The following is a 16,877-nucleotide window of genomic DNA, read 5'->3' on the forward strand; positions in this document are numbered from 1 at the left end:
AGCGGAGGACTCCGTGCGCTGCGATCGGGTCTGGCGGAACGCGCGCCTCGCCACGCTGGCGGCCGGCCTGCCGGGCCTGGGCGAGGTCGAGCGCGGCGTCGTGGCGGCGCGGGACGGCCGCATCGCCTGGGTCGGCGCCGAGGCCGACGCGCCGGCGTTCGAAGCCGCCGAAGCCATCGACTGCCAGGGCCGCTGGATCACGCCTGGCCTGGTCGATCCCCACACCCACCTGGTCCACGGCGGCGACCGCGCTCGCGAGTTCGAACTGCGGCTGGCCGGGGCCAGCTACGAGCAGATCGCCCGCGCCGGAGGCGGGATCGTCTCGACCATGGCCGCCACGCGCGCCGCGTCCGAGGACGACCTCGTCGCCCAGGCCCTGCCGCGCCTCGACGCCCTGATCGCTGAGGGCGTGACCACGGTCGAGGTGAAGTCCGGCTACGGCCTTTCGCTCGAGCATGAGCTGAAGTCCCTGCGCGCCGCGCGCCGGCTGGGCGAGGTCCGGCCGGTCACGGTGATCACGACCTTCCTGGGCGCTCACGCAGTGCCGCCGGAATTCAGGGACGATCCGGACGGCTATATCGACCTCGTCTGCCGCCAGATGATCCCGGCGGTGGCGGCCGAGCGCCTGGCTGATGCTGTCGACGCCTTCTGCGAGGGGATCGGCTTCACCGCCGAGCAGACCCGTCGCGTGTTCGAGGCGGCCAGGGCGCACGGCCTGCCGGTGAAGCTACACGCCGAACAGCTCTCGAACCTCAACGGCGCGGCGCTGGCGGCCGGGTTCGGCGCCCTGTCGGCCGACCATCTGGAACACCTCGACGAGGCCGGGATCGCCGCCATGGCGAAAGCGGGCACGGTCGCGACCCTGCTGCCCGGCGCCTACTACTTCGTACGCGAGACCAAGGCGCCGCCAATCGAGGCCCTGCGCGCCGCCGGCGTGCCGATGGCCCTGGCCACCGATTGCAATCCCGGCACCTCGCCGCTGACCTCGCTGCTGCTGACGATGAACATGGGCGCGACGCTGTTCCGCCTGACCGTCGACGAATGCCTGGCCGGCGTCACGCGCGAGGCCGCCCGCGCCCTGGGCCGCTTGGGCGAGGTCGGGACACTGGAGGCCGGCAAGGCCTGCGATCTCGCCATCTGGGACATCGAGCGTCCCGCTGAGCTCGTCTACCGGATGGGCTTCAACCCCCTGCACGCCCGCATCTGGAGAGGCCTGTGAACGACGTCCTGCTGGTCCCCGGCGACACCCCGCTCGCCGCCTGGCGCGAGGTCTATCGCGGCGCATCGGTGCGGCTGCACGCCGCCGCGGCCGGGCCGGTGGCCGAGAGCGCGGCGGCCATCGAGCGCATCCTGGCCAAGGGCGAGCCGGTCTATGGGATCAACACGGGCTTCGGGAAGCTGGCCAGCGTGCGCATCGACGACGCCGATCTGACCACGCTACAGCGCAACATCGTGCTCTCCCACGCGGCCGGAACGGGAGATCCGTCACCGGCGGCGATCGTGCGCCTGATGATGGCGCTGAAGCTGGCCAGCCTTGCGCAGGGGGCCTCGGGCGTGCGCCCGGCGACCGTGGCGCTGCTGGAGAAGATGCTCCTGGCCGGTTTGACCCCCGTCGTGCCGAGCCAAGGCTCGGTCGGCGCTTCGGGCGACCTCGCGCCCCTGTCGCACATGGCGGCCGCCATGATCGGCGTCGGCGAGATCGAGGTGGGCGGGGTGCGGCAGCCGGCCGACATGGCGCTGCGGGCGTCCGGCCTCGAACCGCTCACGTTGGGGCCGAAGGAAGGTCTCGCCCTGCTGAACGGCACCCAGTTCTCGACCGCCAACGCGCTCGCCGGGTTGTTCGAGGCCGAACGGCTGTTCCAGACGGCCCTGGTCACCGGCGCGCTGTCGACCGAGGCGGCCAAGGGGTCGGACACGCCCTTCGACCACCGCATCCACATGCTGCGACGCCAGCCGGGCCAGATCGAGGCCGGCGATGCGCTGCGCGCCCTGATGGCGGGCTCGGCGATCCGCGCCTCGCACCTGAAGGACGACGAGCGGGTGCAGGACCCCTACTGCCTGCGTTGCCAGCCGCAGGTGATGGGCGCGGCGCTGGACGTGCTGCGCCAGGCGGCCACCACCTTGAGCTTCGAGGCCAACGGGGTTTCGGACAATCCGCTGATCTTCGCCGACACCGACGAGGCGCTGTCGGGCGGCAACTTCCACGCCGAGCCGGTGGCCTTCGCCGCCGACATGATCGCGCTGACGATCTGCGAGATCGGCTCCCTGTCCGAGCGGCGGGTGGCGATGCTGGTGGACCCGGCGCTCAGCGGCCTGCCGGCCTTCCTGACGCCGAAGCCCGGCCTGAACTCGGGCTTCATGATTCCGCAGGTGACGGCGGCAGCGCTCGTCTCCGAGAACAAGCAGCGCGCCTATCCAGCCAGCGTCGACTCCATCCCGACCTCCGCCAACCAGGAGGATCACGTGTCGATGGCTGCGCATGGCGCCGCGCGCCTGTTGCCGATGGCCCGGAACGCGATGGCTGTCGCCGGGATCGAGCTGCTGGCCGCCGCCCAGGGCTGCGACCTCCACCGGCCGCTGACGTCGAGCCCGGCGCTCGAAGGCGTCCGCAAGCTGCTGCGTGATCAGGTCCCGCACCTGGACGACGATCGCCACTTCCACCCGGACATGGAGGCCGCGAACGCGCTGGTCCGCTCGGGGGCGGTCGTGAAGGCCGCCGCGCTGCCGTTGCCCGGTGTGGCATGAGCGACTGGCTGCAGGTCCATCGGGGCGACGCGCCCCTGATCGTCAGCTTCCCGCACACCGGGACCGATCTGCCGACCGGGATCGCTGCGCGGCTGATCTCGCCCTGGCTGGCGCGCAAGGATGCCGACTGGTGGATCGAGCAGCTCTACGACTTCGCGCCGTCGCTCGGCGCCACCACGGTCCGCACCGCCATGAGCCGCACGGTCATCGACGTGAACCGTGATCCGTCCGGCGCCTCGCTCTATCCGGGCCAGGCCACCACCGGCCTCTGCCCCACCACCACCTTCGACGGCGAGCCGCTCTATCGCACGGGTGAGCCGGACCAGGCCGAGATCGACCGCCGGCGCGCCGAGTATTTCGATCCGTACCATGCCGCGCTGCAGGCCGAACTGGACCGGTTGCGGGCCATCCACGGCAAGGTGGTGCTGTACGAGGCCCACTCGATCCGGTCAGCCATCCCGCGGCTGTTCGACGACCTCCTGCCGAACTTCAACATCGGCACCAATTCCGGCGCGAGCTGCGATCCCGCTTTGACGGCGGCGGTGGAGGCCGCCTGCGACGACAGCGAGTTCAGCCGCGTCACCAACGGCCGCTTCAAGGGCGGCTGGACGACGCGCCACTATGGCCAGCCCGCGAACGGCGTCCACGCCATCCAGATGGAGCTGGCCTGCCGCGGCTACATGGACGAGCCGCCCGGTCTGCTGACCTCGCTGATCTGGCCCACGCCTTACGTCGAGGCCCGCGCCGCGCCGATGCGCGCCGCCCTGACCCGAGTTCTCACCGCCTGCCTGGATTTCGCCAAGTCATGACCCGCCTCGACAAGACCCGCGTGATCAAGCCCGCCACGGGGACCGCCCTCACGGCCAAGAGCTGGCTGACCGAGGCGCCGCTGCGGATGCTGATGAACAACCTCCACCCCGACGTGGCCGAGCGGCCCGAGGAGCTGGTGGTCTATGGCGGCATCGGCCGCGCCGCCCGCGACTGGGAGAGCTTCGACAAGATCGTCGAGACCCTGCGCCGGCTGGGGGACGACGAAACCCTGCTGGTGCAGTCGGGCAAGCCGGTGGGCGTGTTCCGCACCCATGCGGATGCGCCGCGCGTGCTGATCGCCAACTCCAACCTCGTGCCGCGCTGGGCCACCTGGGACCACTTCAACCAGCTAGATCGCGCGGGCCTGGCCATGTACGGCCAGATGACCGCCGGATCGTGGATCTACATCGGCGCCCAAGGGATCGTGCAGGGCACCTATGAGACCTTCGTCGAGATGGGCCGCCAGCACTACGGCGGCGACCTCTCGGGCCGCTGGCTGCTGACCGCCGGCCTGGGCGGCATGGGCGGGGCCCAGCCGCTGGCGGCGGTGATGGCCGGCGCCTCGTGCCTCGCCATCGAGTGCCAGCAGTCCAGCATCGATATGCGGCTGCGCACCGGCTACGTGGATCGTCAGGCCAAGGACGTCGACGAGGCGCTGGCGCTGATCGGGCAGTCGTGCCGCGACAACACGCCGATGTCGGTCGCGCTGCTGGGCAACGCCGCCGAGGTGCTGCCCGAGTTGTTCGCCCGCGGCGTGCGGCCCGACCTGCTCACCGACCAGACCTCGGCGCACGACCCGGTCAACGGCTACCTGCCAAAAGGCTGGAGCCTGGAACGCTGGGCCGCCATGCGGGCGCAGGACCCCAAGCAGGTGGAGGAGTCCGCCAAGGCATCCATGGCCGAGCACGTGCAGGCCATGCTGGACTTCCAGGCCGCCGGTGTGCCCACCGTCGACTACGGCAACAACATCCGCCAGATGGCCAAGGAGGCGGGCGTCGCCAACGCCTTCGACTTCCCGGGCTTCGTGCCGGCCTACATCCGCCCGCTGTTCTGCCGCGGCATCGGCCCGTTCCGCTGGGCGGCGTTGTCGGGCGATCCCGAAGACATCGCCAGGACCGACGCCAAGGTCAAAGAGCTGATCCCCGACAACCCGCACCTGCACAACTGGCTCGACATGGCCGGCAAGAAGATCAGGTTCCAGGGCCTGCCCGCGCGGATCTGCTGGGTGGGTCTGGGCGACCGCCACCGGCTGGGCCTGGCCTTCAACGAGATGGTGGCGAAGGGTGAGCTGAAGGCCCCCGTTGTCATCGGCCGCGACCACCTGGACTCGGGTTCCGTCGCCTCCCCCAACCGCGAGACCGAGGCGATGCGCGACGGGACCGACGCGGTGTCGGACTGGCCGCTGCTGAACGCCCTGCTCAACACCGCCTCGGGCGCCACCTGGGTGTCGCTGCACCATGGCGGCGGGGTCGGCATGGGCTTCTCGCAGCATGCCGGCATGGTCATCGTCTGCGACGGCAGCGAGGCGGCGGCGAAGCGGATCGCGCGAGTGCTTTGGAACGACCCCGCGACCGGCGTCATGCGCCACGCGGACGCCGGCTATGAGATCGCGCTGAACGTCGCGCGCGAGAAGAAGCTCGACCTGCCGGGCATCCTGGGCTGATGCAGGTCCTGCGCGCCGCGGATCGGATCGCCACGCCGTGGAAGAACGGGGGCGGCGTCACGCGCGAGGTGGCGGCCTCGCCCCCGGGCTCGGGCTTCGACGACTTCCACTGGCGCGTCAGCATGGCCGAGGTGCGGGGCGATGGGCCATTCTCGGTCTTCGCCGGCGTGGACCGCATCCTGGCGGTGCTGGAGGGCCGGCTCGCGCTCTCGGTCGAAGGCCAAGGCGTCTTCGATGTCGCGCCTGGCTCGGCGCCGGCCGTGTTCGCAGGGGACGCGTCGACCACCGGCAGAGTGGTGGAAGGACCGGTGCTGGACCTCAGCATCATGACCCGTCGGGGCAAGGCGTCGGCGCGGCTTCAACGGCTGAGCGTCGCGGGACCGCAGCCGCTGCCGGCGTCACCGGGATCTCGTTTGCTGGTCGCCGGCGGACCGATGCGCGCCGATGGCCACGGCCTCGATCGCTACGACGCCATGGTGTTCGACGCCGCGTCGCCCGCGCTCGTCCTCTACGCGGACCCGCCGACGACGGCGTACCTCGTGACCTTCGCCGGCTAGGGCCAGCCCACCAGCAGCCGCACCGAGCCCTCGTATTCGGGCAGGGTCCGCCAGTGGCCGTAGCGTTCATCCCAGCGGCCGGACTCGAGGTCCGCGGAGAGGTGGGCGACGAAGCGAGGTTCGACCTCGGCGTCCACGAAGCCCCACGACGACTGGGCGCCGCGCACGGCCGGTTCCAGCAGGCGCTCGGGCCGGGCGTAGAAGGCCTCGGTGAAGCCGTCGGTGCAGTCGATGGGGATCGGCACGATGCGCATCTCGACCCGCGATCCCAGGGCGGCAAGGCTGACCTCGACATCGGGATAGCGCTTCTGCTCGGCGGCGATCAGTTCGGGCGCGTAGTCGTTGAGCCACCAGTTGGCGAGCGCCGGCCCGTCGAAGGCCGAGACCACCACTGGTCCGCGCGCGACGCGGCGCATCTCAGCCAATCCCTTCGCCCGGTCGGCCCGCTGGTGGATCGTGGCGACGGCCATGGCGGCGTCGACCGACCCGTCGTCCAACGGCAGCGCCTCCGCGTAACCCTGGATGGCGATGGCCGCGCCGTGCGGCCGCTGGGCCCGCATCACCGCCGAGGGTTCGACGGCCAGGACCTGCCGCCCGGTGGGCTCGTACGAGCCGGCGCCCGCGCCGACATTGACCACGGTCCGGGCGTCGCCGAGCGCAGCCTCAATGGCCGCCCCGATGCGCGGGTCGGGTCGTCGCTGGCTCGCGTACCCCTGCCCCGTCGCGTCATAGTCCACGTCGCCGCCCAGCCTCATCGGATCGTCCCTCTCACAGTCTTCCGGATCGACGGATCAACTACGCAGGGCCCATGGCGTGGAAAATCGAGTTCGGATCGTGCTATCTGTGAGTGATATTCACAGAGAGACCTGCACCTGCGCCCGCGCCTACCTCCACTCTCGACGCTCCGCGCCTTCGAGGCCGTGGCCCGCCTGGGCTCGGTGAGCCGCGCGGCGGACGAGCTGGGCCGGACGCACGGCGCGGTCAGCAAGCAGCTTCGGGCCCTGCACGAGGACGCCGGCCTGCCGCTGTTCGAGAAGGTGGGCACGGGCCTGCGCGCCAACGCCGACGGCCGCCGGCTGGCGGCCGCGGTGGCCGAGGCGCTGGACACTCTATCGAAGCGCTACGACGAGGTTGTGCGCCAGGCGCGCTCGCCCGCCGTGCACGTGGCCTGCAGCGCCACCTTCGCCATGGGCTGGCTGGTGCCGCATCTCCCCGAGTTCTCCGCCGCCCACCCGGACGTGCGCATCCGCCTGTCGATGACCTCGGCCCGCGAGATGCGCGAGGAGCGGGACGCCGACCTCACGGTGCTTTGGGACCGCAGCGCCTACTCCGCCGAAGACCAGGCCCGGGCGATCCGCCTGGCCGACAGCCGCTTCGGCCTGGTGGCCGCGCCAGGCTATCCGGCGAGGTTGACGCGAGGCCGGATCGTCGCGCCGTGCCGCATCCTGCACGACCATACGTCGAGCGCCTGGGATCGCTGGGCGGCGCTGGCGAAGGTCGAGATCGCGACCACCACGACCTTGTCCTTCCCACACACCCACCTGTGCCTGGGCGCGGCGGTGGCGAGGATGGGGATCGCCGTCGTCGAGCAGCGGCTGGCGGCGGCGGACCTTACCGCTGGCCGCCTGGTCCAGGTGGGCGGCCTCGTCGCTTTCGAGGACGGGTTCGCGGCCATCCCCAATCGCACGAAGCCAATGTCGCCCCAGGCGCAGCTGTTCGTCGACTGGCTGGGCGAGGCGCTGCGACGCGGCTGACGGCTTAGCGCGTGCCCTTGGCGGCGAAGGCCTCGATGGCGTCGACGTTGGTCTTGTCGACGAAATAGGGCCCGGTCATCACCGCCTGGCCGCCGCCCATGATGTTGCCGTTGGCGCGGTTCAGCCACAGCGAGTCCACGGCGAGATAGCCCTGCAGGTACGGCTGCTGGTCGATGGCCCACTGCAGGGCGCCCGAGCGGATCGCCGCCGGGACCTGCGGTGTGGTGTCGAAGGTGGCGACCTTGGCGCGGCTGCCCGCGTCCTTCACCGCCTCGATGGCGGTCAGGCCGAAGGGCGCGCCGAGCGTCACCACGAGATCGACCGACGGGTCCTGCCGGAGCTTGGCGGCGATGGTCGAGCGCACCGAGGGCATGTCGGACCCCAGCACATAGACCTTCTCGGTCCGACCCGGCGCGAAGCCGCGGGCCAGGCCGTCGCAGCGCGCCTCCTGGGCTACCTGTCCCTGCTCATGCGAAACGCAGAGCACGTGCCGGGCCCCGTCGGCCTTCGCGCGCCTACCCGCCCCCTCGCCGGCCAGGCCATCGTCGGCGCCGAAGTAGCCGAGAGCGCCCACGGCCTGCCAGCGGTCCATGCCCGAGTTCAGCACCACCACCGGAATGCCCGCCGCCCGCGCCGCCTTGATCACGGGGGTCAGGGCCTCGGGCTTGGCCAGGGTGACGGCGATGGCGTCGACCTTGCTGTCGATGGCGTTCTGCACGAGCGTCGCCTGGGCGCCGCCGTCGGGGTCGCCGGCGTAGCGCAGGGTCACCTTGTCCTTGGCCGCCGCCGTCTCGGCGCCGCGGCGCACGATGTCCCAGAAGGTGTCGCCCGGCGCGGCGTGGGTGATGAAGGCGACCGTCATCTCGGGCGCCTCGACCGTCGCGGCCCGCTCGGCGCCGGCCTTGCCGCCCTTCGAGCTGCAGGCCGTCAGGGCGAGCATCGCCGCCGCCAGGACCATGGCCTTCCGCATCATGAGCGCGCCTCCCCGGTATTGCGCGAGAGTTCGTGGGCCAGCTGGTCCAGCTCGGCGCCGCCCGCCATGCGATGGGTCAGCTCCTCCAGCCCGATCTCGGCGCGCTCGAAGCAGCCCTGGCTGCGGCCACGCTGGAGCAGCAGGAAGCGGTCGCCGACCGAATAGGCGTGGTGCGGATTGTGCGTGATCAGAATCACCGCCACGCCGCGCTTGCGGGCCTCGACCACGTGACGGAGCACGGCGCCCGCCTGCTTGACGCCCAGCGCCGCGGTCGGCTCGTCCAGCACCAGGACCCGAGCGCCGAAGTGGATCGCGCGGGCGATCGCCACGCACTGCCGCTGGCCGCCGGACAGGGCGCCGATCGGGCGGTCCACGTCATCCAGGTCGACGCCCATGGCCGCGAGCTGGCCGGAGCAGACCTCGCGCATCCGGCCGATGTCCATGCGCCGGAACGGGCCCCGCCCCTTCAGCAGTTCGCGACCCAGGAAGAAGTTGGCCCAGGTGGGCATCAGGGGGGCCGTCGCCAGGTCCTGATAGACGGTGGCGATCCCCCGTTCGATAGCGTCGCGCGGCGAGGCGAAGCGCACGGGTTCACCAGCCACCTCCATGGCGCCTTCGTCCGCCTGGTGCAGGCCGGCGATGATCTTGATCAGCGTCGACTTGCCGGCGCCGTTGTCGCCCAGCACGCAGGCCACCTCGCCCGGCGCCACCTGCAGATCCACGCCCCCGAGCGCCGACACCGCGCCATACGACTTGCCGACCCCCGCCAGCCGCAGCATCGGCGCGCTCATGATCGGGCCGCCTGCCAGCGGCGGACGCCGGCGTTCAGCAGGATCACGCCCAGCAGCAGGGCGCCCACGAAGAACTTGAACCAGTCGGGGTTCCAGCCGGCGTAGATGATGCCCTGCGTGGTCATGCCGAAGATCAAAGCGCCCAGCGCCGCGCCGACCGCCGAGCCCTGGCCGCCGGTGAGCAGGCAGCCGCCGACCACGGCGGCGATGATGTAGTAGAACTCCTTGCCCACGCCCTCGCCCGACTGGACCGTGTCGAAGGCGAAGAGCTGGTGCATGCCGACGAACCAGGCGGCCAAGCCCACCACCATGAAGAGGGCGATCTTCACCCGGCGCACCGGCACACCGACGGCGCGCGCGCTGGCCGGCGCGCCACCCACCGCATAGATCCAGTTGCCGAACGGCGCCCGGCGCAGGGCCCAGGTCGCCAACAGGACGAAGACCAGCCACCAGAGCACTGTGATCCGCACCCCCACGTCGCCGATGGGGATCGTCGAGGCGAAGACAGCGCGGGCCTGGGCGAAGCCGTCCATGTCGGCGACGCTGTGGGTGGCGACCGCGCCCGTGACCAGCCGCGTGCCGGCCAGGTTCAGCCCGCCCAGCATGAAGAAGCTGCCGAGGGTGACGAGGAAGCTGGGGATCCCGGTACGGCAGACTAGCCAGCCGTTGATCGCGCCGACGCCCAGCGCCATCGCCAGAGACAGGCCGACGCCGACCCAGACGTTGGCGGTGAGTTCATAGGCGGTCATCGAGGCCATGAGCGCGGCGCTCACCACCGCCACCCCGGCCGACAGGTCGAACTCGCCGCCGATCATCAGCAACGCGACCGCCAGGGCGGGAATGCCGTAGATCGAGCTGACGTAGAGCACCGTCGAGACCGCCGACAGGTCGCGGAACGGCGGCGCCACGGCGAAGAAGAAGGCATAGACCAGGACCGCGCCGGCCAGCGCGCCAATCTCCGGCGTCGCGAGGCGGAAGCGCGGCCGGAGCGCGGTCTCCGGTCTGGCGAGCGAACTCATGGTCGGCCTGACTCCCCCTGGCCGGGCGAACTGGCGTCGCCTTGGCATGGTCACGATATTCCATTGTCACATCATCTGGAAGAAATCTTCCAGACTGCAGATCAGGCCTTCTTCGCAATCCAGTCGTGGGCGGGATCGTTGCGGAAGATCCACTGCCGCTTCGGGCCGGCCATCACGTTCAGATAGTAGAGGTCGTAGCCGTGCGGCGCGCCGACGGGATGGTAGCCGCGCGGCACCATCACCACGTCGCCGTCCTCGACCGAGATCGTTTCGTCCAGGCTGCGATCGTCGGTGTAGACGCGCTGGATCGCGAAGCCCTGCGGCGGGGCCAGGCGGTGGTAGTAGGTCTCCTCGAGCTGGGTTTCCTCCGCGGCGGTCGCGGTGTCGTGCTTGTGGGGCGGATAGCTCGACCAGTGGCCGCCCGGCGTGATCACCTCCACCACCAGCAGGCTTTCGGCGGCTTCCGTCTCGGGCAGGATGTTGCGGACGTAGCGCGTGTTGGTCCCCTCGCCGCGCACCTCGCGGCTCATCCGCGCGGGATCGATCAGGCGCGGGGCGCCGGCCCCAGTTCCGGGGGCCGAGCAGACCGCCAGCTCCACCCGCCCCCTCGCGGTGACCGACCAGGGCGCGCCGGCGGGGACGTAGACCGCGGCCGGGGGACGGTCCTCGAACACGCTGGTGCGACCGCCGACCTCGTCGTAGCGCGCGTCACCGGCCCGGATGTCGGCGATCCCGGCCAGCACCACGAGGCACACCTCGCGGTCGGGCCGGCCGCCATCGGCGGTCTGGCCATCCGTCAGCTCGTGGACTGCGAAGCCGACGTGGTCCCAACCCGCACTCTGCGGCGTGACCGACAGAACCTGGCCCGAGGCGTCGGGGGCGTGGGGACGGACGCGCAGGTCAGGCATAGGCAGCCTCCGTGAGGCCCGCCGCAGCGGCCTCGCGCTTCAGCGTGCGCAGGCCCAGCTCGCCATACTTTCGCGGGTTGGCGATCGCGGGATCCTGCTCGGCCTCGACGACGATCCAGCCGGAATAACCTATGTCGGCCAGCGCCCGCATGACCTGGGCGTAGTCCAGGCCCCCGTCGCCGGGCACCGTGAACATCCCGGCCAGCACACCGTCGAGGAAGCTCTGCCCCTTGGCCTGGACCCCGGCGAAGACCTCCGCGCGGATGTCCTTGCAGTGGACGTGGTTCACGCGCCGCGGATGGGCGCGGATGGCCGCCACGGGATCGACGCCGCCGAGCGCCGCGTGGCCGGTATCGAGCGTCAGCCCCACGACCTCGCCGGTGGACTTGATGAAGGCGCCGAGATCCTCGGGCCGCTCCACGACCGTGCCCAGGTGGTGGTGGTAGGCGAAGCGCAGGCCGTGACCCGCGATGTGATCCGCGAACTTGGTCAGCCGGTCGCCGAACAGTTTCCAGCCCGCCTCGTCCAGCCGTGGCCTCCCGCTCAGGGGAACCGTCCTCCGGCCGTGGATGGCGTTGCTGGTCTCGGCGTGGACGAACACGGTCGAGCCCATCGCCTTCAGCAGGTCCAGGTGCTCGCGCGCCGCGGCGATCTCGGCGTCGACGCCGTGGGTCAGGAGATTGCCGCTGAACCAGCCGCCGACGAGGTCGAGGCCGTAACCACCCAGCAGCGGCTTCAGCGTCGCGGGGTCCTTCGGGAACTTGCCGCCCAGCTCCACGCCCGCGAAGCCGATGTCGCGCGCGTCGGCCAGGATCGTCTCCAGCGGGGTGTCGCCGCCCAGCTCGGGCATGTCGTCGTTGACCCAGGCGATCGGGCTGACGCCGAAGCGGATGGTCATGCTCAGTCTCCGGTACGCTGGTCTTTGATGGCGGCTTCGTAGGCGACGCGGGCGGCGCGCACCTCCGCCCGCTCGGACACCTCGGGCACCGCCACGTCCCACCAGGCGCCGCCGGCCTCGGTGGAGGTCATGGGGTCGGTGTCGATGACGATGACATAGGTGCGGTCCGAGGCGCGGGCGCGTTCGAGGGCCGCGGAAAGCTCGCCGACGCCGGCCACCTTCTCGGACCGCGCGCCCAGGCTGGCGGCGTGGGCGGCGAAGTCGATCTCGGGCAGCGTCTCGTGGCGGGCGTCGGCCAACAGGTTGTTGAAGGGCGCCCCACCGGTGCTCTGCTGCAGCCGGTTGATGCAGCCGAAGCCGCGGTTGTCGAGGACGGTGATGGTCAGCTTTCGGCCCAGCATGACCGAGGTGGCGATCTCGGAGTTCAGCATCAGATAGCTGCCGTCGCCCAGCATCACGTGCACGTCGCGATCCGGCGCCGCCAGCTTCACGCCCAGCCCGCCCGCGATCTCATAGCCCATGCAGGAATAGCCGTACTCCACGTGGTAGCCGCCCGGCCGGCGGGTGCGCCACAGCTTGTGCAGCTCGCCCGGCAGCCCGCCCGCGGCGCAGACGACCACGGCATCCGGGCCGGCGGCGCGCTGAACGGCGCCGATCACCTGGGCGTCGGACGGCAGGACGTTGCCCGCGGGCGGCGCCATCGCGGCGTCCGCGGCCGCGGTCCAGGCCACCACCGCCTCGCGGCCCCGCCGGCTCCACGCCTCCTGCGCGCGCCAGCCGGCCAGGCGCTGCTCCAGCGACTCCAGCACGATGTCGGCATCGCCCACGACCGTGGAGGCGCCATGCTTATGCGCGTCGAATGCGCCGACGTTCACCTGGACCAGCCGGCGGCCCGGCGCGGCGAACAGGGCGCGCGAACCCGTCGTGAAGTCCTGCAGCCGCGTGCCCACACCGATCACCAGGTCCGCCTCCGCCGCCGCGCCATTGGCGGCGCTGGAGCCGGTGACCCCGATGGAGCCCAGGTTCATCGGATGGTCCCAGGCGAGCGCGCCCTTGCCGCCCTGGGTCTCAGCCACCGGCACGCCCAGCGCCTGGGCCAATCCCCCGAGGCGCGCCTCGGCGCCGGCGTAGAGCACGCCGCCGCCGGCGACGATCAGCGGCCGCGACGACGCCCGGAGCGCCGCGACGAGATCGTCCAGCTCGCGGGCGTCCGGCGCGGGCCGGCGGATGCGCCAGACGCGCCGGTCGAAGAAAGCCTCCGGATAGTCGAACGCCTCGGCCTGGACATCCTGGCAGAAGGCGAGCGTCGCCGGGCCGCAGTCGGCGGGATCGGTCATCACCGCCATGGCGCGTGGCAGCGCGGCCAGGATCTGCTCGGGCCGAACGATCCGGTCGAAGTAACGCGACACCGGCCGGAAGCAATCGTTCGCGCTGGCCGTCCCATCCCGGAAGTCCTCGACCTGCTGCAGCACGGGATCCGGCCGGCGGCTGGCATAGACGTCGCCGGGCAGGAACAGCACCGGCAGCCGGTTCACATGCGCCACGGCGGCGGCCGTCACCATGTTGGTGGCCCCAGGTCCGATGGAGGTGGTGCAGACCATGGCGCGGCGGCGGCGAATCTGCTTGGCGTAGGCGATGGCCGCGTGCGCCATGCCCTGTTCGTTGTGGGCGCGGTATGTCGGCAGGTCGTCGCGGGCGCCCGCCAGCGCCTCGCCGAGCCCGGCGACATTCCCATGGCCGAAGATCGCCCAGACGCCGGCGAAGTACGGGACTTCGGCGCCGTCGACCTCGACGAACTGGCGCGACAGCCAGCGGACCGTCGCCTGGGCGGCCGTGAGGCGGACCGTGCTCATGCGGCCCGCCCCACGCCCGCCCGCGCGCGACGCCAGGCCTCGACCAGATAGCTCAGCGTCGCGGCGAGTTGATCCACTGCCGTGGCGTCGTCGATCTCGCCCGACAACCAGGCGCGGGCCGGCTCGTGGAAGATGGTGCGGCCGACCGCGAAGCCCTTCACGACGGGCGCATCCGCCGTCGCCTCGAAGGCCGCCAGCAGGGTCTCGGTCGGCTGCGACAGGCCCAGCAGCACCACGCCGCGGCAGAACGGGTCGCGCTCGGCGATCACGGCTTCGATGCTGCGCCACGCGGCCGGGTCGTCCATCGGCTCCAGCTTCCACCAGTCCGGCCTCACGCCCAGATCGTAGAACCGCGTGACCGCGCGCGCGATGGTCTGCGCATCGGCAGGAGCATCCGGCGGGGCGATGATCTCCAGCAGCAGCTCGTGGCGGGTCTTGCGGCAGGCGTCGAACAGCCGGACCACCTGGCGCTCCTGGCGCTCGCGCAGCTCGGCGTCGTCGTCGGGATGGTAGAAGACCAGCGCCTTCACGACGTGGTTCAGCGGCCAGGACGCCAGCTCGGCCGCCACGTCCGGCGAGGCCTCGAACTCGACGGGGCGGGAGCGCGGGATCTCGATGCAGCGGCCGATCCAGTACGGATGGTCGGCGGCGGCGGCGAGGGCCTCGAAACCGAAGCGGCCGTCCAGCAGGATCCCGAAGCGTCTGTCGCCCTGGGCTACCTGATGCAGGGCCTCCAGCGCCAGGCGCTTGAACGCCGGGATGCGCGCCGCGTCGGCGCCGACCTCGGCGGCCAGTTCCTCGAACTGAACCCGATGGTCGACAGCCAGAACGGCCAGCTCGGGATAAACGCCGGTCCGGATCGTGGCCCAGTGGATGTGTTCCAGCTCGGCGTCCTCACGCAGGCGGAACGGGCGGTTCCGGTCGGCGAGGAAGGCCTCCATCTCCACCCAGGTGGGCATGGCCGGCGCGCAGCCGTGGCGCGATACGACGAGCGCGCCCGCCGCATTGGCGATCTCGCAACAGCGTTCCAACGGCAGGTCGCGCAGCCAGCCGCGCAGGAAGCCGCTCATGAAGGCGTCGCCGGCGCCCAGCACGTTGAACACCTCGACCTCGAAGCCCGGCCCCACGACGCCGGCGTCCAGGCTGTCCGGGATGGCGCCCGGAAAGGCCGAACACCCTTTGGGCCCGCGCTTGCAGACCAGCAGCGCGCCGGTGCGTTCGCGGACGGCCCTCAGCGCCGCGATCGTGTCGGTCGAGCCGCCCAGGATATGCATCTCCTCCTCGGTGCCCACGACCAGGTCGCAGACGGGCAGCACCTGCTGGAGGATCTGTGTGACGGCTGCATGCGCCACGAAGCGGTCTTCGCCCATGTCCTTGGCCGCCAGGCCCCATAGGACCGGCCGGTAGTCGACGTCGAAGACGACCTTGCCGCCCGACGCCTTGGCCAGGTTGGCGGCCGTCATCGACGCCTGGAAGACGCCGGGCTGCGACAGGTGAGTGCCGTTGATCAGTACGGCGCGGGCGGCGCGGACCTGGGCCTCGTCGACGTCGTCCGCACAGATCGCCATGTCGGCGCAATTCTCGCGGTAGAAGATCAGCGGGAAGGTCTCGCGGTCGCGGATCCCCAGCACCACCAGCGCCGTCAGCCGGTCCGGATCGGATATGACGCCGCTCACGTCCACACCCTCGCGGACCAGCTGCTCGCGGATGAAACGACCCATGTGGTCGGCGCCGACCCGCGTCAGAAGCGCCGTCTTCAAGCCGAGCCGGGCCCCGCCGATCGCGGTGTTGGTGGGACTTCCGCCGACGTATTTGGCGAACGAGCCCATGTCTTCAAGCCGTCCGCCGACCTGCTCGCCGTAGAGGTCGACGCTGGACCGGCCGATGGCGAGCAGGTCGATCGCCTTGTCCTCAGCCATGCGGCCCCGAGCCCTCCTTCGACGCCCACCGGGACGTCGTTTGGAATACGTATTCCACGACCACCATAATTGCAATGTTCATTTCACAAATGGAACGATGGTCTCAAGCGTTGCGACGCTTGGCGCGGCGGTCCTCCTTGCGCGAGATCTCGAACGCGAAGCCGATCACCAGCGCCTGGGCCAGGCACATGGACGCCGATAGCGAGCGGAAGGCGCGGATTTCGGACTCCCGCACCTGAAGGGTCAGGGTCGCCGGCTTGGCGATCGGGCTCACCAGGCTGTCGCTGATCGCCAGGACCGACGCGCCGCAGGCGGCGGCGGCTTCGACCGCCTGCACCGTTTCGTCGGCATAGGGCTGGTAGCTCACCGCGATCAGCAGGTCCTTGGGTGTCAGCGCCTGCACCTGTCGGCGGGCGAGGCCCGCGACGCCGTCGACGAAGATCGTCCGCTTGCCGGTCTGCTGCAGCGAATAGGCGAGATAGGACGAGATCGGGAACGCGCGACGAAACCCGATGACATAGACCGTATCCGCCGCCTCCAGCAGCCGCACCGCCGCAGCGAGATCCGCGTCGCTCACCGTCTGAGACAGGCTCTGCAGCGCCAGGGTGTTGCCCTCGACGAACTCCGACAGCAGGTGGCCGCCGCCGGAGGCGCCGCGGCCGTGGACCGCGCGGTTGAAGCTGCGCACCCGTTCGCCGTAGCCCAGCGCGGCGTTGCCCGAGAGCAGGCCGTCGCGGAACAACCGCTGCATCTGGCTGGCGCCGTCGAAGCCGAAGCTCTTGGCGAACCGGACGATGGCCGAGGGCTGGACTCCACTGCGCTCGGCGATCACCGCCAGGGTCTCGAGCGCCAGCTCGTTGGGTTCGTCCAGCACGTACCGCGCGATCTGCTGCAACCGTTTCGAGAGGCCGTCATAGCGTTCCAGGATCGCCGCGCGCAGCGCTTCGGCGGAGGTCGGGGCGGACGGCGCGTCGGTCATGGAGCCTC

At 71.2% G+C, this 16,877-nt stretch carries 15 protein-coding genes; 6 read left to right on the forward strand and 9 right to left on the reverse strand.

The features are described 5' to 3' along the window. The first annotated feature begins 13 nt into the window (after positions 1 to 13). From hutI to ACODSY_RS21830, 5 genes are read left to right on the forward strand one after another with little or no spacing between them, the layout of a single operon-like run. Positions 14 to 1,219, forward strand: coding sequence for an imidazolonepropionase (hutI, locus tag ACODSY_RS21810; RefSeq protein WP_488953994.1), 1,206 nt, complete (start codon positions 14 to 16; stop codon positions 1,217 to 1,219). Further along, on the forward strand, positions 1,204 to 2,745 hold the full coding sequence (gene hutH / locus ACODSY_RS21815) for a histidine ammonia-lyase (protein ID WP_488954075.1): 1,542 nt from the start codon (positions 1,204 to 1,206) through the stop codon (positions 2,743 to 2,745). The genes hutI and hutH overlap by 16 nt, the downstream gene beginning before the upstream one ends. Further along, a complete protein-coding gene (hutG, locus tag ACODSY_RS21820) occupies positions 2,742 to 3,554 on the forward strand; it encodes an N-formylglutamate deformylase (RefSeq protein ID WP_488953995.1) in 813 nt (270 codons plus the stop codon). Before hutH ends, hutG begins: the two co-directional genes overlap by 4 nt. Continuing rightward, complete coding sequence (hutU, locus tag ACODSY_RS21825) at positions 3,551 to 5,218, forward strand: urocanate hydratase (RefSeq protein WP_488953996.1); 1,668 nt, start codon at positions 3,551 to 3,553, stop codon at positions 5,216 to 5,218. Before hutG ends, hutU begins: the two co-directional genes overlap by 4 nt. Beyond that, positions 5,218 to 5,775, forward strand: coding sequence for a HutD/Ves family protein (locus tag ACODSY_RS21830; RefSeq protein WP_488953997.1), 558 nt, complete (start codon positions 5,218 to 5,220; stop codon positions 5,773 to 5,775). The genes hutU and ACODSY_RS21830 overlap by 1 nt, the downstream gene beginning before the upstream one ends. Here ACODSY_RS21830 and ACODSY_RS21835 read toward each other — a convergent pair. Next, positions 5,772 to 6,530: a class I SAM-dependent methyltransferase gene (locus ACODSY_RS21835; protein ID WP_488953998.1), complete on the reverse strand. Its 759-nt coding sequence runs from the start codon at positions 6,528 to 6,530 to the stop codon at positions 5,772 to 5,774. The genes ACODSY_RS21830 and ACODSY_RS21835 overlap by 4 nt on opposite strands. A gap of 117 nt (positions 6,531 to 6,647) precedes the next feature. Here ACODSY_RS21835 and ACODSY_RS21840 point away from each other — a divergent pair, with 117 nt between their 5' ends. Next, complete coding sequence (locus tag ACODSY_RS21840; RefSeq protein ID WP_488954076.1) at positions 6,648 to 7,529, forward strand: LysR substrate-binding domain-containing protein; 882 nt, start codon at positions 6,648 to 6,650, stop codon at positions 7,527 to 7,529. Between the two features lie 4 nt (positions 7,530 to 7,533). On the opposite strand, the gene ACODSY_RS21845 is transcribed toward ACODSY_RS21840, so the two are convergent. The 8 genes from ACODSY_RS21845 to ACODSY_RS21880 all read right to left on the reverse strand — a co-directional run bounded on the left by ACODSY_RS21845 (position 7,534) and on the right by ACODSY_RS21880 (position 16,869). Beyond that, positions 7,534 to 8,502, reverse strand: coding sequence for a substrate-binding domain-containing protein (locus ACODSY_RS21845; protein ID WP_488953999.1), 969 nt, complete (start codon positions 8,500 to 8,502; stop codon positions 7,534 to 7,536). Beyond that, on the reverse strand, positions 8,499 to 9,293 hold the full coding sequence (locus ACODSY_RS21850; RefSeq protein ID WP_488954000.1) for an ATP-binding cassette domain-containing protein: 795 nt from the start codon (positions 9,291 to 9,293) through the stop codon (positions 8,499 to 8,501). Before ACODSY_RS21850 ends, ACODSY_RS21845 begins: the two co-directional genes overlap by 4 nt. Next, positions 9,290 to 10,312: an ABC transporter permease gene (locus ACODSY_RS21855; RefSeq protein ID WP_488954001.1), complete on the reverse strand. Its 1,023-nt coding sequence runs from the start codon at positions 10,310 to 10,312 to the stop codon at positions 9,290 to 9,292. Before ACODSY_RS21855 ends, ACODSY_RS21850 begins: the two co-directional genes overlap by 4 nt. A 101-nt stretch (positions 10,313 to 10,413) precedes the next feature. After that, on the reverse strand, positions 10,414 to 11,220 hold the full coding sequence (gene iolB / locus ACODSY_RS21860; protein WP_488954002.1) for a 5-deoxy-glucuronate isomerase: 807 nt from the start codon (positions 11,218 to 11,220) through the stop codon (positions 10,414 to 10,416). Then, positions 11,213 to 12,118, reverse strand: a complete 906-nt coding sequence (iolE, locus tag ACODSY_RS21865) for a myo-inosose-2 dehydratase (RefSeq protein WP_488954003.1) — start codon at positions 12,116 to 12,118, stop codon at positions 11,213 to 11,215. Before iolE ends, iolB begins: the two co-directional genes overlap by 8 nt. A 2-nt stretch (positions 12,119 to 12,120) precedes the next feature. After that, a complete protein-coding gene (gene iolD / locus ACODSY_RS21870; protein WP_488954004.1) occupies positions 12,121 to 13,971 on the reverse strand; it encodes a 3D-(3,5/4)-trihydroxycyclohexane-1,2-dione acylhydrolase (decyclizing) in 1,851 nt (616 codons plus the stop codon). Then, positions 13,968 to 15,890 carry a bifunctional 5-dehydro-2-deoxygluconokinase/5-dehydro-2-deoxyphosphogluconate aldolase gene (locus ACODSY_RS21875; RefSeq protein ID WP_488954005.1) on the reverse strand — a complete coding sequence of 641 codons (1,923 nt, stop codon included), beginning with the start codon at positions 15,888 to 15,890 and terminating at the stop codon, positions 13,968 to 13,970. The genes iolD and ACODSY_RS21875 overlap by 4 nt, the downstream gene beginning before the upstream one ends. Before the next feature lie 103 nt (positions 15,891 to 15,993). Beyond that, complete coding sequence (locus ACODSY_RS21880) at positions 15,994 to 16,869, reverse strand: MurR/RpiR family transcriptional regulator (protein WP_488954006.1); 876 nt, start codon at positions 16,867 to 16,869, stop codon at positions 15,994 to 15,996. Positions 16,870 to 16,877: the final 8 nt, after the last annotated feature.

The sequence above is a fragment of the Phenylobacterium sp. FG114 genome, assembly GCF_057809855.1.